This window comes from Bacillus sp. BD59S, from assembly GCF_007363175.1.
In the GTDB taxonomy this organism is placed as follows: Bacteria; Bacillota; Bacilli; order Bacillales; family Bacillaceae_G; genus Bacillus_A; species Bacillus_A pacificus.
The window spans coordinates 3,864,090-3,888,954 of sequence record NZ_CP034686.1; the positions used below are offsets into that span (position 1 = coordinate 3,864,090).

Here is a 24,865-nt window from a genome sequence, read left to right on the forward strand (position 1 = left end):
TAAAAAGTTCATTGGTTTTACATTTAATATCAAGCATCAATTTCAAGAATGATTAAGCTTTACTAAAACTTATATCTCTTACTATTTTTACTCTCAGCTAGCCTTATGTTCAAGTCTCAGCTTATCCGCAACCATTGCGATAAACTCTGAGTTCGTAGGTTTTGCTTTTGACATAGATACTGTATAACCGAATAAGGACGAAATAGAATCGATATTCCCACGACTCCATGCTACTTCAATTGCGTGACGGATTGCACGCTCGACACGGCTTGCTGTTGTATTATATTTCTTCGCGATATCTGGATACAATACTTTCGTAATAGATCCAAGTAATTCGATGTCATTGTACACCATAGAAATTGCTTCCCTTAAGTACATGTACCCTTTAATATGAGCAGGCACACCAATTTCATGAATGATACTCGTAATGCTTGCATCTAAGTTTTTCGGTTTTCCATCTACTGTTGTTGCTGATCGGAAAGATGGCAGTGGACGTTTAATAGTAGCGTTCGCTTTACCGCTCACTTGACGAATATGACTCGTTAAATTCTCCATATCAAATGGTTTTAATATGAAATATGACGCACCTAAGTCAACTGCTTTTTTCGTCACATCTTCTTGCCCAAACGCTGTCAACATAATTACGCTAGGCTGTCTTAACCTTTCAATATGGCGCATTTTCTCTAGTACAGCTAACCCATCTAAATGTGGCATAATAATATCTAATACAAGTACATCCGGCTGCTTATCTTTTAATAAATTTAAACACTCTTGACCATTATAAGCAGTACCGATTACTTCCATATCCTCTTGAGCAGCTACATAACTCTCTAGCATTGATACTAATTCTTTATTATCATCCACAAGACATACTTTAATTTTCTCCACAGCTTTTCCTCCCTTACCGAATCGATTCTCCGACATGTGTATCCTTCTAGGCTACATGAATTGTTCGACAATTGTGTGAAAATTCCCTTTTAAAGTTTGTTACTTTCCGATAAAATCACAAAAAAATATGTTTATCGTTCATTTATTCCTTTTCGCAACACATTCCATCATAGAAAAACAACGAAACGTTCAACCCTTTCCTTTTATTTTACAACAAAAAACACCTCTTGCGGAGCTTTTACAAAATTTCAACGAATTTTTCAATAGAAAAACGAGCTAATTATTAATTAGCTCGCTTTTCTTTCTTGATCATAAATGTTAATTCCAGCCTCATGTAACATCCATTCAATATGAACACCATATCCTGATGTTGGATCATTTACAAATACATGTGTAACAGCGCCAATTACCTTTCCATTTTGTACAATTGGACTTCCGCTCATCCCCTGTACGATACCACCTGTTTTCGCTAATAAACGTTTATCTGTTACTTTTATTACCATGCCCTTTGTTGCCGGAAACTTTTGCGGTACTGTACTCACAACTTCGATATCAAACGCTTCCACTTTATCTTGATCAATAACTGTTAATATTTTTGCTGGTCCTTCTTTTACTTGATGAGATAGTGCAATAGGCATTGCTTTATCCATTACGCCATTTGTCATATTTGTATTCAATTTGCCAAAAATACCAAATGGACTATTTATTGTAATATTGCCAATCACTTCACGATCAGGTGAGAACCTCGCTAATTTCTCCCCTGGATTCCCATGACTACCTCTTTCAATTGATGTAACTGTCGAACGCATAATTTGTCCATCTTCGACTTGAATCGGCTTTTTCGTATCATTATCAGAAATGACATGGCCAAGTGCCCCATATTTCATAGAATCAGGATGAACAAATGTCATTGTTCCGATTCCAGCTGCCGAATCACGAATATATAAACCAATGCGATAAGACGATTCTCCACTGTCTTTTTGTGGTGTTAACTTAGTGCGGATATGCTTTCCATCCCTTAACAAAACGAGATTTAGCGGTTCGCCTGTTTCCCCACTATTATGAATAAATGGTGCTACATCACTCATTCTTTCAATTGTTTTACCATTAATTTCAGTAATCATATCTCCAATTTGCACACCGGCTGTTTCACCAGGAGATACTTTCCCTTTTTCAGTTTGAATTAAATGATGGCCTACAACAAGTACCCCTTTTGTGTTTAACTTTACACCAATTGATTGTCCACCTGGAATAACTTTGAAATCTTTTAATACTCTCACATTTACTTTTTTCACTGGAAAACCAGCAAGCTGAAACACCATATCTGCTTCACCATTTTGATGAGAATTTACCATAAGTCCTTGTTTTTGTTCATTTGAACTTACTGTAAACACATGACGATCTGTAGATGAAGCTTTAAACACTGGTAATGAAGCTATTTCTGATTGTTGTCCTTCAAAAACAACAAGTTGCTTCGGAGATGAAATAAACGTCCGAAGCGGCTTAAAACACCCAATAAAAACTAAAGAAACAAGGAGAAAAATACCTATTATTTTGCGAAATCTTTCTAATTTCAATTTGTTCACTCTCCTCGCTCCTACCCCACATTCAGCCTTTTGGCTTCACTTTTTAATCTCTCCTTGCAATGCTTTATTTATAACCGGAAGAATTAAGAAATCATCATTTGAGAAAAAAAGCTATCCATTACTGGATAGCCTCTGCTGTCTGTTTAAAATGATGCGCTTGCGTAAGTAATTCTTTCGCATGTTCTGTCGTTAAATCTGTAATTTCCACACCAGAAATCATTCGAGCTATTTCTGTTACTTTATCCTCCATAGTTAAAACGGTAACTGACGTAATCGTTCGATCATTTGCTACTTGTTTTCGAATAAATAAATGAGAATCCGCCATTGAAGCTACTTGAGGTAAGTGCGTAATACAAAGTACTTGTGAGTTTACTGATACTCGATAAATTTTTTCCGCAATAGCCTGTGCGACCCGGCCACTTACACCAGTATCCACCTCATCAAAAATTACAGATGCAACACCTTGATGCTTAGAAAAAATACTTTTTAAAGCTAAAATAATACGAGATAACTCTCCGCCGGAAGCAACCTTTGAAAGTGGTTTTAGCGGCTCACCTGGATTTGTTGAAATATAAAATTCCACATGGTCATAGCCATCCGCCGTAAGTCTTACTGGTGCTCCCTCCACAAGAGGCTCTTCAGCATTTCCTTCTCTCTTCATAATTCTCACTTCAAATTTTGTTTTTTCCATATATAATTCTTTTAATTCCTGATGAATGGCATTTGTAAGATGCTCTGCAAGTTCATGACGCATATTACTTAACAACGTTGCTTCTTTCAGAATAACACTTTCTAATTCTTTCAACTGTTTCTTCGTCGTTTCAATATGAACGTCTTTATTTTCAATCGTAAAAATTTCTTGTTCAATTTTATCAGCATACGCTAAAATCTCTTCTACAGTATTTCCATATTTTCTCTTTAGCATACGAATTTCATTTAAACGCGTTTCAATTTCGTCTAAGCGATTCGGATCATATTCCATCATATCGAGCTTTTCTCTTAGTTGATACGCAACTTCTTCTAATAAATAATAACTATTGGCAATGGAATCATGATTTTCTTGATACACTTCATCTAAATGTGTAATACTCTCCATTTGTCCCATTGCGCTTCGTACATTATCTAGCCCTTGTCCATCAGCACTTAACGAGCGATACGCGTCACCTAATGCTTTATAAATCTTTTCGAAATTAGAAATTTGCAATCGTTCTTCAGTTAAGTCATTTTCTTCATCCATCTTTAAATCCGCTTTACGGATTTCTTCATGCTGGAATTGAATTAAATCTAAACGATGTGCCATTTGTTGTTCATTTTCACTTAACGATTTCAACTGTTTTTTTAATTTCTCATAGTCAGCATATACGTTTTGGTATATATCTAATTGTTTAACGATACGCTCTCCATCAAAATGATCGAGCATAAATAGATGACGTTCTTCATTCATTAAGTCTTGCGTTTCGTGTTGCCCATGGATATCAACAAGTGTTTTTCCAATTTCTTTTAATACACTAAGGGTAACTAGTTTTCCATTTACACGACATACACTTTTTCCGTTTGCAGCGATATCACGCTTCAAAATAATCATGCCGTCTTCTATTTCTATATCCAACTCTTCTGCTTTTTCAATACATGGATGCTTATCATCTTCCACATAAAATAGTCCCTCTATCTCAGCTTTTTCTGTTCCGTATCGAACAAATTCTGCTGAACCACGGCCACCTACAAGTAAACTAATCGCATCAATAATAATCGATTTTCCGGCCCCTGTTTCACCACTTAAAACCGTTAATCCTTTTTGAAAAGAAATATTTAATGCCTCAATAATAGCAAAGTTTCTAATCGATAATTCCGATAACAATGCCCCATTCACCTCGTTATAAACTAATCCCCTATGAAGGGCTTTTCTCAGTTCTTTATTCAAATAGTCATACTATATGTTTGTATGTATAAATTACTTTTCTAACCGCTCCATTGTACCAAACATTTGTTTTACGGGTCAATCCACCTATTTCCTAATTTTATTCAAAGAAAATATTATATTACAATTAAGAATTCACGTTTTTAACCAATAAAAATATCCTGTTCACTTTCCACTTTACAGAGGAAAGCAAACAAGATTTTTTTGTTACAGCATATTTAAGAAACGATCAGAGACAACACCTGTGTCTTCAGGTGTACGGCAAATAATTAAGCAAGTATCATCACCACAAATGGTTCCGATGATCTCATCCCACTCTAAATGATCAATAAGTGCTCCAAGTGAATGAGCGTTACCAGGCAATGTTTTTAGCACAAGCATATGTCCTGCCGTGTCTAATTTTACAAATGAATCCACTAGATTGCGTTTTAATTTTTGTAACGGGTTAAATCGTTGATCTGCTGGCAAGCTATATTTATAGCGCCCATCATGTAATGGCACTTTCACTAAGTGCAATTCTTTAATATCGCGCGATACTGTTGCTTGCGTTACATTAAATCCCTCATTACGTAGAATATCAACTAATTCATCTTGTGTTTCAATTTCTTTGTTCGCAATAATTTCCCTGATTTTAATATGGCGCTGACCTTTATTCATACATTTGCACCTCACACTATCTCTTACCATAGTTTAAACATTGGTATACTTCACTTATTTATGTTAACTTATAATTCGTTACTTGTACACAATTGTTTTTACAATCATTATACAATTACAACAAAAAGAGGAACAACATATGTTATTCCCCTTTCCCTTTTTGTTTTAGGACATCATGTGCCTCTGTAACTACTTGCTCAACAGAAACTGGAGAATGATTTTCGCCATTCTCACGTTCACCATGCCATTTCAGATGAATTAAAAATTCAATATTACCATCCCCGCCCGTAATTGGTGAGAATGTTAAACCTTCTACGTCGTATCCTTCTTTTATAGCAAAGTCGACAATCATTTCTACGACAGCCTCATGTACTTTTCGATCACGAACGATACCCTTTTTACCAACTTGCTCTCTTCCAGCTTCAAACTGCGGTTTAATTAACGCTGCTACATCCCCATTCGGCATAAGCATTGTTTTTAAAACTGGCAATATAAGCTTTAATGATATAAATGAAACATCAATACTAGCAAATTGCGGTAAACCACGTTCTAAGTCTGCTGGTGTTACGTAACGGAAGTTTGTTCGTTCCATTACGACAACACGCTCATCTTGACGTAATTTCCACGCAAGTTGATTGTACCCTACGTCTAATGCATAAGATAATTTCGCTCCATTTTGAAGCGCACAATCGGTAAAGCCACCAGTTGATGAACCAATATCTATCATAACTTTATCTTGTAAATCAAGATGAAATGTCTCTAATGCCTTTTCAAGTTTATAACCACCACGGCTTACATACGGCATAACTTGCCCCTTCACCATAATCTCTGTATCTTGTGGGATTTTCTCTCCTGGCTTATCCAATCTCATCTCATTCGCATATACAAGGCCGGCCATAATGGCGCGTTTTGCTTTCTCACGTGTTTCTATAAGCCCTCGCTCTACTAATAGTACATCTACTCTTTCTTTTTTCGCACTCATTTGTTACGCCCTTTTTTGTTTTGATGGAATCATTGTATGAATACGGTCTACAACAGCATCTGTCGTTAAACCGATTTCTTCTAATAATTTTGTTACACTACCGTGCTCTATGAATCGATCTGGAATACCCATTCGTTCAACTAACGCACTATGGTACCCGTTCTCAGACGCAAATTCAACTACTCCTGTTCCAAAACCACCAATTAAGCAAGCTTCTTCAATCGTTAAAATTGGTATGTTTTTTCCTAAGAGATCATGTAAATATGCTTCATCCATTGGTTTAATGAAGCGAGCGTTCACTACTTTTACTGAAACTCCAGCCTTTTCAAGACGCTCAGCCGCTTCCATTGCCATTGGTATTGTCGTACCAAATGTTAAAATAGCTGCTTGTGTACCTTCTTTTAACGTTTCCCATGAACCGATTGGAATCGCCTTTAATTCTTCATCCATATGAACGCCTAGTCCATTACCTCGTGCATAACGTAATGCGATTGGTCCATCTTCATATTGCATCGCCGTGTATACTAAATGTTGCCCTTCATTTTCATCTTTCGGCATCATAAGTACCATATTCGGCAAGTGACGTAAGAATGAAATATCAAATACACCTTGATGCGTTTCACCATCTGCTCCTACTAAACCAGAGCGATCGATTCCGATGAAAACATTTAAATTTTGGCGGCATATATCATGAACAACTTGGTCATATGCTCTTTGCAAAAATGTTGAATAAATCGCTAAGAATGGTTTCATACCTTGCGTTGCCATACCCGCTGCCATTGTTGTAGCATGCTGTTCTGCAATACCTACATCAATCATACGATCTGGGAATTCTTTTTGGAACTTCTCAAGTTTTGATCCAACAGGCATTGCAGGTGTAATTGCAACGATACGCTCATCCGTTCTCGCTAACTTAAGTACTGTTTCACTAACAACAGCACTCCATGCTGGTGCAACCTCTTTCGGTTTAACGAAGTCACCTGATTCAATTTTATAAGGTCCTGTTCCATGCCAAGTGCCAATAACATCACTCTCAGCTGGTTTGTAACCTTTTCCTTTTTTCGTAATAACATGAACAAGCACCGGGCCTTTTGTTTTCTTTGCATATTGCAACGTTTCGAATAACTTTTCATAATCATGTCCATCGACTGGACCTAAATATGTAAAGCCTAACTCTTCGAAAAAGACACCGGATACTAGTAAATATTTAAGACTATCTTTTATTTTCTCTGCTGTCGCAGCAACTTTCCCACCGACAGCTGGGATTTTCTTCAAAATATACTCTAGCTCGTCTTTTACCCAATGGTATTTTCCTGCGGTACGTAGACGTCCAAGCACATTATGAAGCGCACCAACGTTTGGCGCAATTGACATTTCATTATCATTCAAAATAACAATCATATCTGTTTTTTCATGTCCAATATGGTTCAATGCCTCTAAAGCCATTCCGCCCGTTAAAGCACCATCACCAATGATTGGTATAACATATTCTTTCGTTTTCTTTAAATCACGTGCTAGAGCCATTCCCATTGCAGCAGATAATGATGTCGAGCTATGGCCAGTTTCCCATACATCGTGCTCACTCTCACAACGTTTTGGGAAACCACATAGACCTTGATATTGCCTTAATGTGCCGAATTCTTTTGCACGCCCAGTTAAAATTTTATGTACATAGGATTGATGTCCTACGTCCCATAAAAATTTATCTTTCGGACTATCAAATAATTTATGCAGAGCAATTGTGAGTTCTACTACACCTAAATTAGGCGCAATATGTCCACCTGTTTGAGAGAGCTCTTCAATTAAAAACTTACGAATATCCTCACTCAATCCCTCTAGTTCACTGATAGACATATCTTTCAAAAAACTAGGGTTTTGAATTTGCGTTAGATCCACATGGATCACTCACTTTCATTTCATAATCTGTCAACATGTCAAATATTATAAAAAACATTTACACAAAACAAGAAATTCTCTTTTTTTTATTTTTCACCTTGTCCTGCTATTAACCAGTCTATTGCGCCCTAATCTTATTATAAACTATATTTCTTTAGGCGATGAAAAAAATAGCCGCTAACACGAAGTGATAACGGCAATGTAATCTACATATATTTTTGCCAATAACAAGAAAAGAAAAACCTTTTCCTACATTTATATCATAAAATGATGAATGACTCAACAAATGAAAACGCTGTTATATTAGTTATTACGTTTTGCAATCAAATCGCAAATAGATAGTAAATATTCATCTTGTAATTGCAAGGAACTAATAGCATCTTTTGCTTTTGCAATCGTTTCTTCTAAAATATCCTTCGCTCTATCTACAGTAAATAACGTCGTATATGTGCTCTTTTCGTTGGAAACATCACTACCAATCGGTTTTCCAATCTCTTCTTCGGTTCCTTCCACATCTAAAATATCATCTCGAATTTGGAAAGCTAGGCCGATATATTTTGCAAACTCAAGTAATTTTTCTTCCTGTTCTTCTGTGGCATTAGAAAGTATCGACCCTGCTAGTACAGCGAATTCAAGTAGTTTCCCAGTCTTATGCTTATGAATATATTCTAGCTCATCGATCGTAAGCTGTTTCCCTTCCGCTTCCATGTCTGCTACTTGTCCGCCAACCATTCCCTCTGGTCCTGCCGCCTTTGCAAGCTCAAGTACAAGTCTTACTTTTTTCTCAGCTGAGATTTCCTTTTGTTCATATGCCATAATAACTTGAAAAGCATATGTCAACAAACCATCTCCTGCTAAAACCGCCATCGCTTCACCAAATACTTTATGATTTGTGGGCTTCCCTCTTCTTAAATCATCATCATCCATACAAGGTAAATCATCATGAACTAATGAGTATGTATGTATCATTTCAAGAGCACAAGCTGCACCTACACCAAGATTTTTTTCTTTACCAAACGCTTGTAATGTTGCAAATAAAAGTAACGGGCGGAGACGCTTTCCACCCGCTTCCAAAGAATATGCCATCGCTTCACGAAGTACATTTGGACATTGTAATTCATTTGCATAGCTTACAAGCTTCTCTTCTACGAAAGTTTTACTTTCTTTCAAAAAAGTATCAAAAGCAATTGTCACTATGCTTCATCTCCTAAAGCAGTAAACGGTTCAAGCTTTCCATCTTCCCCAAGAATAACTGCCATTTGTTCTTGTACGTTCTTCAACTTCTCATCACAAAGCTTAGATAATTCCATACCCTCTTTAAAATAAGAAATTGCTTCTTCTAAAGGTACGTCACCTTGCTCTAACTTAGAAACGAGGTGCTCAAGTTGCGAAATTGCCTCTTCAAAGCTTAATTTATTTTCCATTATTCAATTCACGCTCCTCTATTCCTGATACGCTACAATCTAGTATTCCATCTTGTAATTGAACTGAAACAGCATCTCCAAGGCTAACATCTTTCACACTTTTTAACACTTGCTTCTCTTCATCATATACAAGCCCGTACCCTCTCATCATTACTTTAAGCGGACTTAGCGCTTCAAGTTTTTGAGCAGCTCTTACAAAGGCAAATTCTTTCGTTTGGAGTAACGTTTGCATTTCACGTTGCAATTGCTTTTGCAACGTTTCAACTGCTACCTTCGTTTGCATAATTTTTTGAGATGGGTGGTGCTTCTCTAAATAAAATGAAAGCTGTTTTAACTGATTTACCTTTTTATCAATATAGCGCTCTTTCGCTAACACAAGCTGTTCTAACGCTCTATCCAATTGCTCTTCTTTTTGCTCATATACTTGTCTTGGATAACGGAACGCATAAGATTTTTGCAATACTTGTAGTTTTTCTTCTTTTTTATGTACTAACTCTCTCATTGCTCTTTGCAACCTTAGAGTTCTTTGTAATACCTTTTCTTGTAACTCGATAATATTAGGCGCTGCCAGCTCAGCCGCTGCAGTTGGTGTTGGTGCTCTTAAATCGGCAACAAAATCCGCAATTGTAAAGTCTGTTTCATGGCCTACTGCTGAAATAATAGGGATCTCACTCTTGAAAATAGCTCTTGCAACCATCTCTTCATTAAACGCCCACAATTCCTCAATAGAGCCTCCACCGCGCCCAACGATTAGGACATCTATCCCTTCCATTTCATTCGCTGTACGAATCGCTTGTACAATTGAGGGAGCTGCTGACTCCCCCTGTACAAGTACTGGAAACACAATAACATTTCCAATTGGATAACGACGTTTAATCGTTGTTATAATATCACGAATCGCTGCCCCTGTTGGTGACGTAATCACACCTATTGTTTTCGCGTAAGGAGGGATTGTTTTTTTGTAAACTTGAGAAAACAATCCTTCTTCCTCTAAACGAACCTTTAATTGTTCGTAAGCTAAATGCAAGTTTCCGACTCCGTCAGGCTGCATGTCTTGAATATAAATTTGATAAGAACCACTCGCCTCGTAAACAGAGATTTTCCCTTTCACGAGTACCTTCATCCCATTTTCAGGTCTGAATTTAATATTACGATTATGACCCGCAAACATAACCGCTGCGATTCTTGCATTTTCATCTTTCAATGTAAAATACATGTGGCCACGGCTATGATTTTTAAAGTTGGAAATTTCACCTTTTAACCAAACAGACTGCAAATGCGGATCATATTCTATTTTTGTTTTTATATAGCGTGTTAACGCTGTAACGGTTAAATATTGTTTCTCCATTTCTCTCTCCTCATAGCCGACTCAAATTATTTACAAACGACACCTGCACGCTTAGCCGATTCAACAGTATTATGAAGAAGCATTGTGATTGTCATTGGACCAACACCCTTTGGCACAGGTGTAATGTAACCTGCAACATCTAACACGTTGTCAAAGTCAACATCACCACAAAGTTTTCCTGTTTCTAAACGGTTTACACCAACGTCGATTACAACTGCTCCTTCTTTCATATAATCAGCTGTTACCATTTTAGGTCGTCCTACTGCTACGATTAAAATATCAGCTAATTTCGTTAACTCTTTCATATTTTGCGTCTTAGAATGACAGTATGTGACAGTTGCATTTTCATTTAAGAACAATTGTCCCACTGGCTTGCCGACAATATTACTTCTTCCAATTACTACAACATGTTTTCCTGAGATATCAAGATTTGTTTCTTTTACTAACTCTACAATACCATGCGGTGTACATGGAAGGAATGTATCTTGTCCCGTCATCATACGTCCTACGCTGATTGGGTGAAATCCATCTACATCTTTTTCTGGTGAAATTCTTTCAATGATAGCTTTTTCTTCAATATGTTTTGGTAAAGGTAATTGCACTAATATGCCATTAATGCGGTCATCGCCATTTAAGCGATCGATTTCAGCAAGCAAACGCTCCTCCGTAATTGTTTCAGGAAGTTCAATTAGCTCTGAATAGATTCCTACTTGTTCACAGCCCTTTTCTTTTCCTTTTACATAAGAACGAGATGCTGGATCTTCTCCAACTAGAATAACTGCTAATCCTGGTACAATCCCTTGCTCTTTCAACTTCACAACTTCTTCTGTTAATTGTGCTCGTTTTTTCTCCGCAACTTCATTTCCTTTGATGATTACTGCTACCATTTTAAGATTCCCCCTTAAAGAAATTACAGTGTATCTTTTATATTAGATAAAACGCCGTTAATAAAACGACGAGATTCCTCATCCCCAAATGTTTTAGCAATTTCAATTGCCTCGTTAATTGTTACGTTGTGTGGAATTTCTTCCATATATTTCATTTCACACACAGCTACACGTAAAATACTGCGATCAACAATACTAATACGCTCAAGCTTCCATTTTTTTAAGTTTTGACGAATCGCTTCATCAATTACTTCTTTATTTTCTACAAAACCTACTACAAGTGATTCTAGAAACTCATTTGTTTCTTCACCTTCATCTAGCGTGTTTTCCACCGCTACTTTCGGTTCTAATTCACCTGTAATATCCATTTGATATAATGCTTGCATAGCTCTTTCTCTAGCCGTCCTACGTTTCATTGTAACTCTCCTTTATGCTTCAAGTCTTTCCTTATGCTTTGTTATATTATTATAATTTATAAGCCGTCAATTCACTTACTCTTACAGTTTTCATTGATTTTCCAACCTTATAATACAATGATAATAACACAATTTATCGTTTCACACACGGGTTACAAGGCTGAAAAATAATAAAAAGATTAACTTCAAGTTCCATATCTTATCACAATGTACGTTTTTTGGTAAAACGAAACATTTTCTTTTTTATTTCTCATTTTTTGAAATAGTATAATAATTAGAGGGTTGTAATTTGTGAAGAAACGAAACGATAAAAAAGATGCCTATGTTACTAGGCACCTTTTTCATTCTTACACTGGTTCGATTTCTGTTTTTTGTGTTTCGAATGTTACGCCAACGATGTGAACATTCACTTCTTTTGGCTCAAGCCCTGTCATTGTAAAGAGTGCTTGGCGGATGTTGTCTTGAATCTTTTGTGCAACAACTGGAATTGCTACGCCAAAATACATCACAACATAAAGGTCAACGATAATATCTTCGTTTGCTAATTCAACCTTTACACCTTTACCATGATTTTTCTTACCTAACTTCTCAACAACATCTGTAGCAAAATTACCACGCATTGCCGCTACGCCTTCTACCTCAGCAGCTGCAATACCTGCGATTACTTCAATTACTTCTGGTGCAATTTCTACTTTACCAAGAGTTGTATCTTGACCCATATCTAACATATGTTCAGCCATGAAAAAAACCTCCTTTAATGTATCACTGCGTCACAAGTTCATGCTCTTCCAAAAATTTCGTATTAAACTCACCTTTTACAAAATCAGGATGATCTAACAATTGCAAATGGAACGGGATTGTTGTATGTACGCCTTCAACGACAAACTCACTGAGTGCACGCTTCATTTTTGCAATTGCCTCTTCACGTGTTTTTCCGTGAACAATTAATTTAGCAACCATCGAATCATAGAAAGGTGGGATTGAATATCCCGGATATACAGCTGAATCGACGCGAATACCAAATCCGCCTGGTGGTAAGTACATTTCTACTTTACCTGGAGATGGCATAAATTTTTTGGCAGGGTTTTCCGCATTAATTCGGCATTCAATTGCCCAACCATTAAATTGTACTTCTTCTTGCTGTAACGATAACTTTTCTCCAGAAGCAACAAGAATTTGTTCTTTAATTAAGTCCACCCCTGTTACCATTTCAGTAACTGGATGCTCAACTTGGATTCTCGTATTCATCTCCATGAAATAAAAGCTTTTCGTTTTATATTCATAAATAAACTCAACCGTACCAGCACCTGTATAATCAACCGCTACCGCCGCTTTAACTGCCGCCTCACCCATCTGCTTACGCACATTTTCATCAAGTGCTGGTGATGGACTTTCTTCTAGTAGTTTTTGCAAGCGGCGCTGAATTGTACAATCACGCTCTCCTAAATGAATGGCATTTCCGTGTGTATCTGCCATTATTTGAATCTCAACATGGCGGAAATCTTCAACGTACTTTTCTAAGTATACACCAGGGTTCCCAAAAGCGGTACTAGCTTCTTGCTGTGTAATTTGAATTCCTTTTACAAGCTCTTCTTCATGGCGCGCAACACGAATACCTTTTCCGCCGCCACCTGCAGTCGCTTTAATAATAACAGGATATCCAATTTGATTCGCAAGTTCGATCGCTTCTTCGGTATTTTTAATAATTCCTTGTGAACCTGGTACAATCGGAACCCCTGCTTCTTTCATTGTATCACGAGCAACGTCTTTTGTGCCCATCTTTGAAATAGCTTCTGGACTTGGACCGATAAAAATTAAGTTACATTCACGGCATAGCTCTGCAAAATCTGCATTCTCTGCTAAAAATCCGTATCCTGGATGGATCGCATCGCAGCCTGTTAACTTCGCAACACTAATAATGTTCGTCAAATTTAAATAGCTTTCTTTCGAAATCGTTGGTCCTACACAGTACGCCTCATCAGCAATTTGTACGTGAAGTGACTCTTTATCTGCTTCTGAATAAATTGCGACTGTTTCAATATCCATTTCTTTACAAGCACGAATAATTCGTACAGCAATTTCCCCACGATTGGCTATTAATACTTTTTTTATCATCACAAAGACTCCCTTATTACGCTTTTACAAGAAATAGCGGTTGTCCATACTCAACAAGCTGTCCGTTATTAACAAGAATCTCAACAATTTCTCCATCTACATCTGCATCGATTTCGTTAAATAACTTCATAGCCTCGACAATACATACGATAGAATCTTTCGATACTCTATCCCCTACACTTACATATGGAGGCGTATCAGGAGAAGAAGAAGAATAGAATGTACCTACCATTGGTGATGTAATTTTATGTAGGTTTTCATTCTGAACAGCTTTTTTCTCTTCTTGTTTTGGCACTTCCACTTGCGCTGCCGCTACTGTTGTTTCAACTTCAACAGGTGCTACTGGTTGCACGGCTTGTTTTGCTACAGGTGCTTGCACCGCAACAACTTCATTACCACGCTTTTTCATTTTGATTGTCGTACCATCTTTTTTGTATTCAAATTCATCAATATTAGAGCTATCAATTAATTTAATTAATTCACGAACTTCTTGAATTTTAAACATGTAAAATCCACTCCCATACTCTTGTTTGTCCCGTTTTTACAGATTTCTCGTCACTAAAAACTAGATTGACTGTAAAAATACGATGTACTCTATTAGAAAATGTATTTCATTTACTAATAGAAATAGTTACTATTTCCATCTTACGATAAATTTTTTAAACATTCCAATTTATATTTCTTTATAATAAATCGAAATTCCTGTACAAATGTTATCCCAACAAAAATTTAATACCTAGTAATAATACCAAGTTTCACATGAAATTGGCAAGACCACTTCCTAAAAAACATCCACTACTTATTCAAAACTGTACATAGTAAACACCCCACTCCCGCTCTACTCTTCGCCACATCTACAGTCAATAACGTATTTTTACCAAATATTATTTTTTTGTTTACACGTCGTTCATCATTCCTTCATATAAGAATAGTATGTTCAAAGTGTAGAAAATATATTGTATCGAGGTGTGGACATATGATATGGCTCATTCTCTTCTTACCTGCCGTAATGGTCTGGGCATTCGTTCTCTTCATCCACGTCAAATCCGGAAAAAGTAATCATCGCTACCATGAACCACTAATCTTTTACTCACAACGTATTTCTCCGTTCCGAGTTGAACATAATAAAAACAATTACAAAGACGAAACAGAAAAAAGCTATCGAAAATGATAGCTTTTTTCTGTTATTATTTTCACTCCACTGATTAAAGTTCTACTTTATCTAACTATTTTCAAACAATCCGATTCTTAAAAACTAATAATCCGCGAGGGATTTCCCCGCGGATTATTAGTTTTTATTTTGTTGGTGGATCAAATTTCACACCTACATCTTTTGATCCGCCTTCACTTCTTACAAGTTGTATAATCTTATTCGCTTCTTTTTGTGAATGCTTTGCTGCTTTTACAGTTACTTTAATGTCAGTTCCATCAGCTCTTACAAGAGCATCTTTATATCCACCTTGAGATTTAATTACTGTCTCAAGTAATTCTTGTTTCGTTTCCATTGTCGTAATTGCATCAAAATTATCTTTTGCTTTACTCTTTTCTGTTGCTGAAGATTTTGCTGAATTCATCACTTCTTGTAATCTTGCTTTTTGTTCACTTCGCTGATCTTCCATTTGCATACGTAATGCTGTAAAATTTTCATCACTTGATTGAACTGTTACGTTAGCTTCTTTTTTACTTGTTTCTTTTGTAGCACTCTCTTTTTTATCTGTTTCTTTGTTTGTTTCTTTATTTGATGTTTCCTTGTTTGTATTTTCTTTTTTAGGCGTTTCTTTAGGCGCTTCGTTTGTTACTGCTTTATCAGTACCTTGTTTTTCTTGTCCAATCTTTTCACCTGTTGCCGGCGATGCTGTATTCATTTTGTCTGGAGTTGTTACGTAATACACAGATAGTACAACAACTAAACTTAACATCGTTAATAGCCAAACCGTTTGTTTTTTTAACACTTTATTTCCTCCCTATCAATTTTTCGGTGAAACTGAAACGCGATGGGCTGGCACATCTAGCAGCCGTATTACAGCTTCTTTTACCATCGCTTTAACTTGTATATTATCCACTCCCTTTGCTACGACAAGAACACCTCGCACTTTCGGTTTCTCTGTTCGTAAAACAACGGGAGTTTCTTTATCCCCTTCACGTATAATGACTGTCTTTTCATCAAGAGACTCGTCTTCTACTTCCCTCTTGCCGCCTGTTTTATCTGTTTCACCTGTTGTTTGTGAACGTTTCACTGTATTTTTTTCTAATATTTTTTCCTCTGATGAATCTAAATTCACATTAATCGTTACATCTTTTACTCCTGCTATTTCTTCTAAGGCTGCTTTTAATTCTTGTTCATACGCTTTTTCATATTTTTCTACATTTGACATATTATCATTATTTTTTTGTCCAAAAGTTGGTACATCTTTTTCTTGGTTTTGCGTTTTTTGTTCTTTAAATACAGGTACTTCTTCTTTTTTACTTGAAAAAAAACTACTAGAAAACATAAGCAACATTCCAAGTATGAGTAGGACAAGTAAGAACTTAGGTGTTACCTTTTTTCCCTTCTCATTACTTTCTTTTTCATCTCCATTCAATAAGTTTCGAAAAAATGAGAACTTCGAATTTTTATCTTTATTGTCCATTTACTCTACCTGTCCTCCCTTCCATTTGAACTTGGATTTGTTTATTCTCTAGTTGCCACCTGCTTGAAAAGAAGTCTTTCATTTCTACATTCGTTTCCTCTACTTTTTTCGATGGTTCTTTCGTGTTAATTTCAACTGGTTTTACTGTTTCGATTGCATCATTTTTACTACGTTCCTTTTCTTTTAACGTCACAACAACAGATTGAATATCTTTCGCTGACTTTACTTCCGCTGTGCTTTCCGCCGCGACTATTTGTATTTCAGAGACTGACATACCATACTGTTTCTCAAACTCTTTTCCTACTTCTTTTTTCATTTTGGTAGCCATCTCTTCTAAACTATATGCACGTGTTAGAGCTTGTATTTCTTTTTTCTTCGAATCTATTGAATTTTTTACAGATCCTTCTGCTACGTACTTCTCTTCATTAAAATTTGCGATTACTTCATTTACATCTGTTTGCAATAGTTTAAAAAGCGGCGTTAAAATTAAAACAACTAATAATAGACTTACAACGAATTTAACGTACTTTTGCAAATTAGAATTTGGAAGAATAAGATGAAGCATTGTAGCTAAGAGTAAAAAAACGATAATATTTCGAATCCACTCTGTAACAAATTGCATACCCTTCACCTCCTACCGCATCATAAGTGTAATGTTCCCCGCAGCAATAATAATTGTGATACTTAAAAAGAACATAAACGATACGATAGCTAAGCAAGCAAATACATAAATAATGCTCCGTCCAATGATATCTAAACATTGAATAATTGCTCCGCCGCCAACTGGTTGCAATACTGCTGCTGCGAACTTATAAATAAATGCGATGCAAAAAATTTGAATCGCTGGAAAAGCGACAATTAAGCATAGAATGACGAGCCCGATAATTCCGACTGTGTTTTTTAATAATCCCGACGCACTAATAACTGTATCCGCTGCCTCGGTAAACATCCTTCCTACCACGGGAATAAAGTTCCCTGTTACAAATTTAGCTGTTTTCACAGCGATTCCATCAGCAACAGCTGTCGCTGTTCCTTGTACAGATAATACACCTAAAAAAATCGTTAAAAAGATACCGATAATCCCGACGCTAACGTTTTGGAGAAGCTTGGACAATTTCGTAACTTTATATTGGTCACTCATCGTACTTACAATACTTAATATCGTTGCAAGTAATAAAAGTGGTAGAACGATATAATTCATCAGAAGCCCACTCGTATTCATTAAGAAGATGATAATCGGATGAAAAAACGATACGGATACAACACCACCGCCTGTCGCTATGAGTGCAAGCAAGATAGGCAATAACGCTAATATGAAATCTACCATTGTTTGTATCGTTTCTCTTGCATATGTCATGACGACATAAAAGCTATTTAAAGCGAAAATAATCAGTACCATATATACAACTGCATCAGCAATTTTACTTACACTACTCTTTGAAAATGCCGATTGCAGTGATTGCAATAATGCACTAAAAATTGTGAGCATAATGAGCGTTCCAAGTAGTTTCCCATTTGCAACAAGCTCGTGAAATAAGTACTTTAATAAACCTAACATCCACTCTTTTATAGAAATTTCTTTTTCTCCCTTTACAAACTCCATAAAGCTACCTTTTTGACTCTCTGGTAAGTAACCTCCATATTTTGTAACAAGCCCGTCCCAAAATTGCTTCACATCTTCAATTCCGAGCTTATCCAATTGTTGATCAACGACGTTTGTTTCTACAGGAGAAGCTTGTACAACAACCGGTAAAGAAAAGAAAAGGAAGCAAGCAAATAGCAGCTTAGCTCCAAACCCCCTCAACATTCACTCCCCCTTATCCCGTCGGTAAAAATCCGAGAATAGTTTCAATTACAACTGTCAAAATAGGGATCGCCATAACGAGAATTAAAATCTTTCCAGCCAATTCAATTTTCGAAGCGATTGCCCCCTGCCCTGCATCCTTTGTAATTTGCGCTCCAAACTCAGCAATATAAGCAATCCCAATAATTTTTAGCAACGTTTCTACATATACGTTGCTAACTTTCGCTTCACTCGCTACTCTCTCAATCATTTGTAAAATAGCGTGAATTTGATCGATTAAAAGAAGGAACATTACGCTACCTACGAACACAATAAATAATGACGTAATGCTGGATTTATGCTGATTCAATACAGCTGCTAAAAACGTAGCAACGAGGCCTAATCCGACAATTTGTATAATTTCGATTCGAACCGCCCCCTTTACTGGAAGAGAAAGACACTTTTAATCTTGTCGAATAGCGTATTAATTAAAAATGCGACATGAAATAAAATAACGACAAAACCGACAAGGATAACCCAATTTGCAATATCCTCACGCTTTAATTCTTTTAGTACAGTATGAATGAAAGCTAAAACAATGCCGATTCCGGCGATTTGAAATATTAATCCAACATCAATGGACATCGTCTTTCTCCCTCCTATAGCAGTAAAATTACGATAAGTAGCCCCGCTAGTACTCCTAAGCTCTTAATCATCTTTTCATATTGCAGTTGTAATGCTTTCGCTTCTTCTTCTTCTCTCTCTAAATGTGTAATACATAAGCGAATATGTTTTTGCTGTGATTCACGATCATGTTGTCCAAGCGTTTCACCAAATTGCTGCAAAATCTCATACTCCGTTTGTTGAAATGCTGTTAGCTTCCAATTTTCTTTCAAACTATCTATCCAAGCTTCTCTTACTGTTTGTTCTCCGCTTTCTAGCCTGCTAGCGAAACTTTGAAATATCCAATTTAACGGCTTCGGCATTTGTTTTACTAATCGCTCAGCGGCTTCAGACAAAGGTGTATGCCCATACATAATTTCTGCCTCTAATGATTGAAGTGCCGCTTTTAATAATCTAAGTTGCCTTGGCCTCTCACTGTATCTTTTAGCGTATGAAAACCCGAAGAAGGTGCTGACCACAACGATTAACACTGCACCAAATATTTTTACCATACGCCCTCAGCCTTTCTATGAGGTAATACCGATTTTCCATTCTTATCTTTCACTTGCATAACTGTTCCTGGCCCTCTTGCTTTTGACAATTCCACAAACCTATCAAAAATGCCGAGCTCTAGCACTGCCTTTAATGATGGGCGTTTCACAACATCATCATAAGAAAATCCATGTGCACTTATAAAAAGCTGAACTCCTGCATGTACTGCCTCCATAATTGCTTCACTATCTTCTTTACGACCAATTTCATCCACAATTAATATATCCGGGCTCATAGAACGAATCATCATCATCATTCCTTCAGCTTTTGGACATGCGTCTAACACATCTACTCGTGTGCCAAAGTCATATTGTGGGATACCTTTCACGCAGCCAGCAATTTCTGACCGTTCATCAACGATCCCCACTTTACACGAAGGTATTTTCGAAGCACTTACACCTTGACTCATGCAACGTGCTACATCTCTTAAAAGTGTTGTTTTCCCCGTTTGTGGCGGGCCAATTACCATCGTGTTTAACCATCGTGATTCATACAAATAGGGCAAAAGCGGTTCAGCAATTCCTATTTTTTGACGAGCAATACGAATATTAAAAGAAGAGACATCTCGAATCATTTTCACTGTGCTTTTTTCTGTAATGACTTTTCCTGCTAAGCCAATTCTATGCCCACCTCGAAGTGTTACATACCCACGCTTTAATTCTTCTTCCATCGTATAAATTGAGAAGTGACTTAACTTATTCAATAGGTAAAGAGCATCCTCTGCTGTAACGATATAGTCATAAAAAAACACTTCACCATGAGCAATACACTCTAGCGGTCTTCCAATTCGAACACGGATTTCCTCTAGAGCATCGTACTGCTTACAATTTCCCACTAACTGCTTCATCGTTTTTGGTAAAACTTCTAATACTTCTTTCATCAGCTTCGCCCCACTATACTCGACTTACTTATTTCAACAACGCGATAAAAATGCAGCCAATTCCAAGCGCTAGAAAAAAGAGTTTCAAGAAAGAGATCTCACTTGCCACACTCGCTATGCCTATTGTCATTGTTAAAATTAATACGGTCGGTCCAACAAACGCCAACATACCATTTATAAACAATGCTTTCTTCGCATCATTCACATAAAGCATAAGCAAAGCGGCGAATATTTCCGCGCTACCTGAAAACAACCGAAGCAGCCCCATTACAAGCACAGATGTTTCCATTGCCGCTAGCCACTGTTTCATTCTCCCACCTTCTCCCATAACGGTTACTAGTGCGTGTGCTAAAAAAGAATATATTTGTACAACCATATGCAGAGGTTGTCTATTTCAGAATTAAAAACATAATTTTTATCTACCGTCTTCCTTTAATCTGAATATTCTTATTTCTGATTTTTTATTATGGTATATTTAATTTAAAAGGGGAATAGACGATGCAGCAAGTTACTTTAGTACCACTAGATTTACGCTATGCAAATGCGATTTTCAAGCTATCAAGTGATCCACATATAAAAAACGCATTAGGAATAAAAGTAGAAACAATCGAAGACACGAAAGCATTTCTTCTTTTCACAATAGAAGAAGAACGCCAAAAGAGATCTTTATCAAGAATAGTTGTAAATGAAGAAAATGAAATAATTGGTCTCACCACACTTAAACATATTAATTATGAAAAGAAACAATCTCACATTGGTAGTTGGCTCGGCTATCCGTACTGGGGAAAAGGATATAATCAGGCTGCAAAAAAAGAAATCTTGAAAATCGCCTTTTTAGACTTACAACTTTCCTACGTATTTGCTGGTGCTAAAACGAATAATATTCGCTCTATAAAAGCACAAGAAAAACTACCTTATATTTCATTGCATGTGGAAAACAAGTTTCCAGACGAACACGCTGCACTAGAGAAAGAAGTAAGGTCACCTTGCTCTCTGCACGTCGTGTCACGCGAAAAATTTTTAAACTGGTTGGAATTACAAAATGAGGAGGAAAAATATGAAGGCATTGAAAATTAGTGTAACCGTTGTAGTAGAATTAGCTCTTATTTATCTTTTTTCATTATTGGTCGGCTGGTCATTTATGGAGGCCTTTTTCCTTGGTAGTTTAGCGATATTCGGGGCAATTTGGCTCATTGCTTTAAATATAAATCAAAATAACAACATCGATCACACTATATATAAAACAGGTACGGTAAAACCTTTTCAAATGACATGGGGTCCTTACACAACAGGTGCTGCTAGTCTTACAGCTTTCAGTTTTATAATAACCACTATTTATTATCTGCCCTATTTCCTATAAATAAAAAAGCACTCGTGATTATCACGAGTGCTTTTCTACTATGCACGAGAAACGTATTTACCTTCACCAGTGTTGATGATAAGTGTTTCGCCTTCGTTAATGAAGATTGGTACTTGTACAACAAGGCCAGTTTCTAATGTAGCTGGTTTTGTTACGTTAGAAGCAGTATCACCTTTAATACCTGGCTCTGTTTCTGTAACTTGTAATTCAACTGTGTTTGGAAGTTCAACACCAAGTACTTCGCCTTGGTAAGTCATAATAGATACTTCCATGTTTTCTTTTAGGAATTTAAGCTCGCGCTCGATTTGTTTTTCACCAAGTTCGATTTGCTCATAAGTTCCGTTATCCATAAATACGTGAGCCTCACCGCTTGCGTATAAATATTGCATACGACGGTTTTCGATGTGTGCTTTTTCTACTTTCTCACCTGCACGGAATGTTTTCTCTTGAACAGAACCTGTGCGAAGGTTACGTAGTTTAGAACGAACGAATGCAGCACCTTTACCTGGCTTTACGTGTTGGAAATCAAGTACTTGCCAAAGGCCATTATCCACTGCAATTGTTAAACCTGTACGAAAATCGTTTACTGAAATCATGTAAAAAAATCCTCCTGTATGTTACAAAATAATAAGTTCTTTTGGTGATTTCGTAATTACTTCATTACCTTCACTTGTTACAATGATATCATCTTCAATACGTACGCCGCCAATACCTGGAATATAAATACCTGGTTCTACTGTTACAGCCATACCTGATTCAAGTACTGTATCAGAACGGAATGCTAAACCTGGTGCTTCATGGATTTCAAGACCGATTCCATGACCAGTAGAATGTCCGAAGTATTCACCGTATCCTTTTTCCGTTATGTAATCGCGCGTTAACGCATCCGCTTCACGACCAGTTAAACCAGCTTTAATACCGTTCACACCACGTAATTGTGCTTCTAAAACGATATTATAAATTTCTTTCAATTTATCAGATGGTTCACCAACTGCTATCGTACGAGTAATATCAGAGCAATATCCTTTGTAATAAGCGCCGAAGTCTAATGTAACGAAATCTCCTGTTTCTATCACTTTTTCAGATGCCACGCCGTGCGGTAATGCCGAACGAAGACCTGAAGCAACGATAATATCAAACGAAGAAGATGTTGCTCCTTGTTTTCTCATGAAAAATTCAAGTTCATTTGACACTTCAATTTCAGATACTCCCGGGCGAATGAATGATAGAATATGTTCAAAGGCAGCATCTGCAATCTGTGCAGCTTCCTTTAATATCTTAATCTCTGAATCAGTCTTTATCAAGCGTAACTTTTCTACAAGCCCAGAAGTTGGGATAAATTCAGCATCGATTGCTTCTTTATGCGCTGAATAAGAACTATATGTAAGAATATCTTGCTCAAAGCCAAGCTTTTGAATTCCTAATTCTTTCACTTGCTTTGCAACTTCATCAATGATTAGTCCTGCATGCTGTACAATCTCGTATCCAACCGCTTGTTTAGTAGCTTGCTCTACGTAACGGAAATCTGTAATAAATTGAGCGCGGTTTTTCGAAATGAGTACAACACCAGCTGTTCCTGTGAAGTTAGCCATATATCTACGACTATGTTCATTTGTTAACAAAATACCGTCAATACCAGCCTCATCAAATGCACTTCTTAATCTTTCGATTTTCTCCATTACTTTATGCCTCCCTCAATTTCTCCATTAATGCAAATAACGCTAACTTATAGCCATAAAAACCAAATCCAACAATTTGTCCCGCACAAACAGCTGCCGTCACAGATTCGTGACGGAACGACTCACGCTGGTGAATGTTAGAAATATGTACTTCAATAACAGGAATCGAAATGCTCGCAATTGCATCTCGAATCGCATAGCTATAATGCGTAAATGCTCCAGGATTTAAAATGATTCCTTCATATATATCTTCTGCCTCATGAATACGATCGATAATCGCACCTTCATGATTCGATTGGAAACATTCTAACTCCACTCCCATTGCTTCTGCTTCTTGCTTCATATCTGCTTCAAGTGTCGCTAGCGTGCCCTTTCCATATACATTTACCTCCCTGACACCGAGGCGATTTAGGTTAGGACCGTTTACGAGGAGTACCTTTTTCATATGCTTAAAACTCCTTAATATTAAATATCTATATAACATTTTAACATAGGAGTTACTTATTTGAATAGTTTGTCTTCTCTTCCCCTTCTCGCTCAACTTTATTCGTATTTACTGCGTAGGAAACAGAGTATGCTATAAACACACCATACAATATAAAGATGCATATTGTCGTCACAATTGTTTCTTTCGGTAAATGGAGTGCACTTTTAATAGCAGGAGCTATTAACCCCACTCCGAAAAATAGTAACGCCCACCAAAATAGACCATAAATCATCCCTGGAAGAATTCCTTCAAACTTTGCCAAAAACGCTTTATACAAAAAGGCAATTAAAATCGAAAGTAGTGCCATACAAACAATTCCTGACACATTGCCCCATACCCCTTCTTTCCAGCTTCCAAAGGCAAATGGTAATAATAAATAGTTCGGTCCCGCTTCTGTAAATGAAAATATATGAAGGAAATACCATATCCCTCCCCAAAACAATCCACCAAATAAACCAATTTGTACAAAATTCCTTGTTCCTAATTGTTCTTGACTCACATCGACACCTCCACTCAATAGTATGCCCGAAACTATTTTGAACCATGTTTAAATACTGCGAAATTTGTCTATAAAAAGAATAAGAAATGTCCGACTCTCGTAACATTTTTCCTTGTCATATACTTGTATTTGTCGATAAAATAAAGGAAACTCGGTGATTGTCTTATTTCAAAATGACAGAACCCAGTATGACAATTGCCTCTTTTTCCACATAA

Annotated in this window: 30 protein-coding genes; 3 read left to right on the plus strand and 27 right to left on the minus strand. The window is 36.8% G+C overall.

The window, feature by feature from the left end; all coding sequences use genetic code 11:
* Positions 1 to 93: 93 nt before the first annotated feature.
* The 14 genes from spo0A to accB form a co-directional block, all read right to left on the minus strand.
* On the minus strand, positions 94 to 888 hold the full coding sequence (gene spo0A, locus EKQ63_RS22150) for a sporulation transcription factor Spo0A (protein WP_014297988.1): 795 nt from the start codon (positions 886 to 888) through the stop codon (positions 94 to 96).
* A gap of 287 nt (positions 889 to 1,175) precedes the next feature.
* On the minus strand, positions 1,176 to 2,474 hold the full coding sequence (gene spoIVB / locus EKQ63_RS22160) for a SpoIVB peptidase (protein ID WP_002028467.1): 1,299 nt from the start codon (positions 2,472 to 2,474) through the stop codon (positions 1,176 to 1,178).
* Between the two features lie 118 nt (positions 2,475 to 2,592).
* Positions 2,593 to 4,332, minus strand: a complete 1,740-nt coding sequence (gene recN, locus EKQ63_RS22165) for a DNA repair protein RecN (RefSeq protein ID WP_000947752.1) — start codon at positions 4,330 to 4,332, stop codon at positions 2,593 to 2,595.
* Between the two features lie 267 nt (positions 4,333 to 4,599).
* Complete coding sequence (gene argR, locus EKQ63_RS22170; protein WP_001032581.1) at positions 4,600 to 5,049, minus strand: arginine repressor ArgR; 450 nt, start codon at positions 5,047 to 5,049, stop codon at positions 4,600 to 4,602.
* 142 nt (positions 5,050 to 5,191) lie between these two features.
* Positions 5,192 to 6,031, minus strand: a complete 840-nt coding sequence (locus EKQ63_RS22175) for a TlyA family RNA methyltransferase (RefSeq protein ID WP_143881496.1) — start codon at positions 6,029 to 6,031, stop codon at positions 5,192 to 5,194.
* A gap of 3 nt (positions 6,032 to 6,034) precedes the next feature.
* A complete protein-coding gene (gene dxs / locus EKQ63_RS22180; protein ID WP_000366448.1) occupies positions 6,035 to 7,927 on the minus strand; it encodes a 1-deoxy-D-xylulose-5-phosphate synthase in 1,893 nt (630 codons plus the stop codon).
* A gap of 303 nt (positions 7,928 to 8,230) precedes the next feature.
* Positions 8,231 to 9,121 (minus strand): (2E,6E)-farnesyl diphosphate synthase, encoded by an 891-nt coding sequence (gene ispA, locus EKQ63_RS22185; RefSeq protein ID WP_000150362.1) that lies wholly within the window; start codon positions 9,119 to 9,121, stop codon positions 8,231 to 8,233.
* The gene (gene xseB / locus EKQ63_RS22190) at positions 9,121 to 9,351 is read right to left on the minus strand and encodes an exodeoxyribonuclease VII small subunit (protein WP_099683055.1); all 231 of its coding nucleotides are present in this window, start codon (positions 9,349 to 9,351) and stop codon (positions 9,121 to 9,123) included. Before xseB ends, ispA begins: the two co-directional genes overlap by 1 nt.
* Positions 9,341 to 10,699 (minus strand): exodeoxyribonuclease VII large subunit, encoded by a 1,359-nt coding sequence (xseA, locus tag EKQ63_RS22195; protein ID WP_000415266.1) that lies wholly within the window; start codon positions 10,697 to 10,699, stop codon positions 9,341 to 9,343. The genes xseB and xseA overlap by 11 nt, the downstream gene beginning before the upstream one ends.
* Before the next feature lie 26 nt (positions 10,700 to 10,725).
* The gene (folD, locus tag EKQ63_RS22200) at positions 10,726 to 11,586 is read right to left on the minus strand and encodes a bifunctional methylenetetrahydrofolate dehydrogenase/methenyltetrahydrofolate cyclohydrolase FolD (protein ID WP_000226737.1); all 861 of its coding nucleotides are present in this window, start codon (positions 11,584 to 11,586) and stop codon (positions 10,726 to 10,728) included.
* A gap of 23 nt (positions 11,587 to 11,609) precedes the next feature.
* Entirely contained in the window at positions 11,610 to 12,002 is a 393-nt protein-coding gene (nusB, locus tag EKQ63_RS22205; protein ID WP_087954329.1) for a N utilization substance protein NusB, read from the minus strand.
* A 347-nt stretch (positions 12,003 to 12,349) separates the two neighbouring features.
* Entirely contained in the window at positions 12,350 to 12,742 is a 393-nt protein-coding gene (locus tag EKQ63_RS22210; protein ID WP_000807630.1) for an Asp23/Gls24 family envelope stress response protein, read from the minus strand.
* Between the two features lie 22 nt (positions 12,743 to 12,764).
* Entirely contained in the window at positions 12,765 to 14,117 is a 1,353-nt protein-coding gene (accC, locus tag EKQ63_RS22215; RefSeq protein ID WP_000592876.1) for an acetyl-CoA carboxylase biotin carboxylase subunit, read from the minus strand.
* Positions 14,118 to 14,133: 16 nt separating this feature from the next.
* Positions 14,134 to 14,622: an acetyl-CoA carboxylase biotin carboxyl carrier protein gene (gene accB, locus EKQ63_RS22220; protein ID WP_000472870.1), complete on the minus strand. Its 489-nt coding sequence runs from the start codon at positions 14,620 to 14,622 to the stop codon at positions 14,134 to 14,136.
* Between the two features lie 471 nt (positions 14,623 to 15,093).
* On the opposite strand from accB, the gene EKQ63_RS22225 reads away from it, so the two are divergent.
* On the plus strand, positions 15,094 to 15,288 hold the full coding sequence (locus EKQ63_RS22225) for a hypothetical protein (protein WP_046957516.1): 195 nt from the start codon (positions 15,094 to 15,096) through the stop codon (positions 15,286 to 15,288).
* A gap of 124 nt (positions 15,289 to 15,412) precedes the next feature.
* Here the strand turns inward: EKQ63_RS22225 and EKQ63_RS22230 are convergent, their stop codons facing one another.
* From EKQ63_RS22230 to EKQ63_RS22270, 9 genes are read right to left on the minus strand one after another with little or no spacing between them, the layout of a single operon-like run.
* A complete protein-coding gene (locus EKQ63_RS22230; protein ID WP_000914702.1) occupies positions 15,413 to 16,069 on the minus strand; it encodes a SpoIIIAH-like family protein in 657 nt (218 codons plus the stop codon).
* 15 nt (positions 16,070 to 16,084) lie between these two features.
* Positions 16,085 to 16,747 (minus strand): stage III sporulation protein AG, encoded by a 663-nt coding sequence (spoIIIAG, locus tag EKQ63_RS22235; protein ID WP_000368876.1) that lies wholly within the window; start codon positions 16,745 to 16,747, stop codon positions 16,085 to 16,087.
* On the minus strand, positions 16,737 to 17,369 hold the full coding sequence (spoIIIAF, locus tag EKQ63_RS22240; protein ID WP_087954328.1) for a stage III sporulation protein AF: 633 nt from the start codon (positions 17,367 to 17,369) through the stop codon (positions 16,737 to 16,739). The genes spoIIIAG and spoIIIAF overlap by 11 nt, the downstream gene beginning before the upstream one ends.
* Positions 17,370 to 17,381: 12 nt before the next feature.
* Positions 17,382 to 18,554, minus strand: coding sequence for a stage III sporulation protein AE (gene spoIIIAE, locus EKQ63_RS22245; protein ID WP_000943695.1), 1,173 nt, complete (start codon positions 18,552 to 18,554; stop codon positions 17,382 to 17,384).
* Between the two features lie 10 nt (positions 18,555 to 18,564).
* The gene (spoIIIAD, locus tag EKQ63_RS22250) at positions 18,565 to 18,948 is read right to left on the minus strand and encodes a stage III sporulation protein AD (RefSeq protein WP_077317075.1); all 384 of its coding nucleotides are present in this window, start codon (positions 18,946 to 18,948) and stop codon (positions 18,565 to 18,567) included.
* Between the two features lie 23 nt (positions 18,949 to 18,971).
* Positions 18,972 to 19,175: a stage III sporulation protein AC gene (gene spoIIIAC, locus EKQ63_RS22255; RefSeq protein WP_000020914.1), complete on the minus strand. Its 204-nt coding sequence runs from the start codon at positions 19,173 to 19,175 to the stop codon at positions 18,972 to 18,974.
* Positions 19,176 to 19,189: 14 nt separating this feature from the next.
* The gene (spoIIIAB, locus tag EKQ63_RS22260) at positions 19,190 to 19,705 is read right to left on the minus strand and encodes a stage III sporulation protein SpoIIIAB (RefSeq protein WP_087954327.1); all 516 of its coding nucleotides are present in this window, start codon (positions 19,703 to 19,705) and stop codon (positions 19,190 to 19,192) included.
* Positions 19,699 to 20,625 (minus strand): stage III sporulation protein AA, encoded by a 927-nt coding sequence (spoIIIAA, locus tag EKQ63_RS22265; protein ID WP_087954326.1) that lies wholly within the window; start codon positions 20,623 to 20,625, stop codon positions 19,699 to 19,701. Before spoIIIAA ends, spoIIIAB begins: the two co-directional genes overlap by 7 nt.
* A gap of 28 nt (positions 20,626 to 20,653) precedes the next feature.
* Positions 20,654 to 20,935 carry a YqhV family protein gene (locus EKQ63_RS22270; protein WP_000816054.1) on the minus strand — a complete coding sequence of 94 codons (282 nt, stop codon included), beginning with the start codon at positions 20,933 to 20,935 and terminating at the stop codon, positions 20,654 to 20,656.
* 188 nt (positions 20,936 to 21,123) lie between these two features.
* Between EKQ63_RS22270 and EKQ63_RS22275 the strand changes: the two genes are divergently transcribed.
* Together EKQ63_RS22275 and EKQ63_RS22280 are read left to right on the plus strand one after the other, a co-directional pair.
* Positions 21,124 to 21,702 carry a GNAT family N-acetyltransferase gene (locus EKQ63_RS22275; protein ID WP_087954325.1) on the plus strand — a complete coding sequence of 193 codons (579 nt, stop codon included), beginning with the start codon at positions 21,124 to 21,126 and terminating at the stop codon, positions 21,700 to 21,702.
* Positions 21,683 to 21,985: a hypothetical protein gene (locus EKQ63_RS22280; RefSeq protein ID WP_088326694.1), complete on the plus strand. Its 303-nt coding sequence runs from the start codon at positions 21,683 to 21,685 to the stop codon at positions 21,983 to 21,985. The genes EKQ63_RS22275 and EKQ63_RS22280 overlap by 20 nt, the downstream gene beginning before the upstream one ends.
* Before the next feature lie 38 nt (positions 21,986 to 22,023).
* Here the strand turns inward: EKQ63_RS22280 and efp are convergent, their stop codons facing one another.
* The 4 genes from efp to EKQ63_RS22300 are packed head-to-tail and all read right to left on the minus strand — an operon-like array spanning position 22,024 to position 24,650.
* Entirely contained in the window at positions 22,024 to 22,581 is a 558-nt protein-coding gene (efp, locus tag EKQ63_RS22285) for an elongation factor P (RefSeq protein WP_000626508.1), read from the minus strand.
* Positions 22,582 to 22,602: 21 nt separating this feature from the next.
* A complete protein-coding gene (gene pepQ, locus EKQ63_RS22290) occupies positions 22,603 to 23,664 on the minus strand; it encodes a Xaa-Pro dipeptidase (RefSeq protein WP_143881497.1) in 1,062 nt (353 codons plus the stop codon).
* Positions 23,665 to 23,668: 4 nt separating this feature from the next.
* Positions 23,669 to 24,109 (minus strand): type II 3-dehydroquinate dehydratase, encoded by a 441-nt coding sequence (gene aroQ / locus EKQ63_RS22295; protein WP_000757082.1) that lies wholly within the window; start codon positions 24,107 to 24,109, stop codon positions 23,669 to 23,671.
* 52 nt (positions 24,110 to 24,161) lie between these two features.
* Positions 24,162 to 24,650 (minus strand): YqhR family membrane protein, encoded by a 489-nt coding sequence (locus EKQ63_RS22300; RefSeq protein WP_140168625.1) that lies wholly within the window; start codon positions 24,648 to 24,650, stop codon positions 24,162 to 24,164.
* Positions 24,651 to 24,865: the final 215 nt, after the last annotated feature.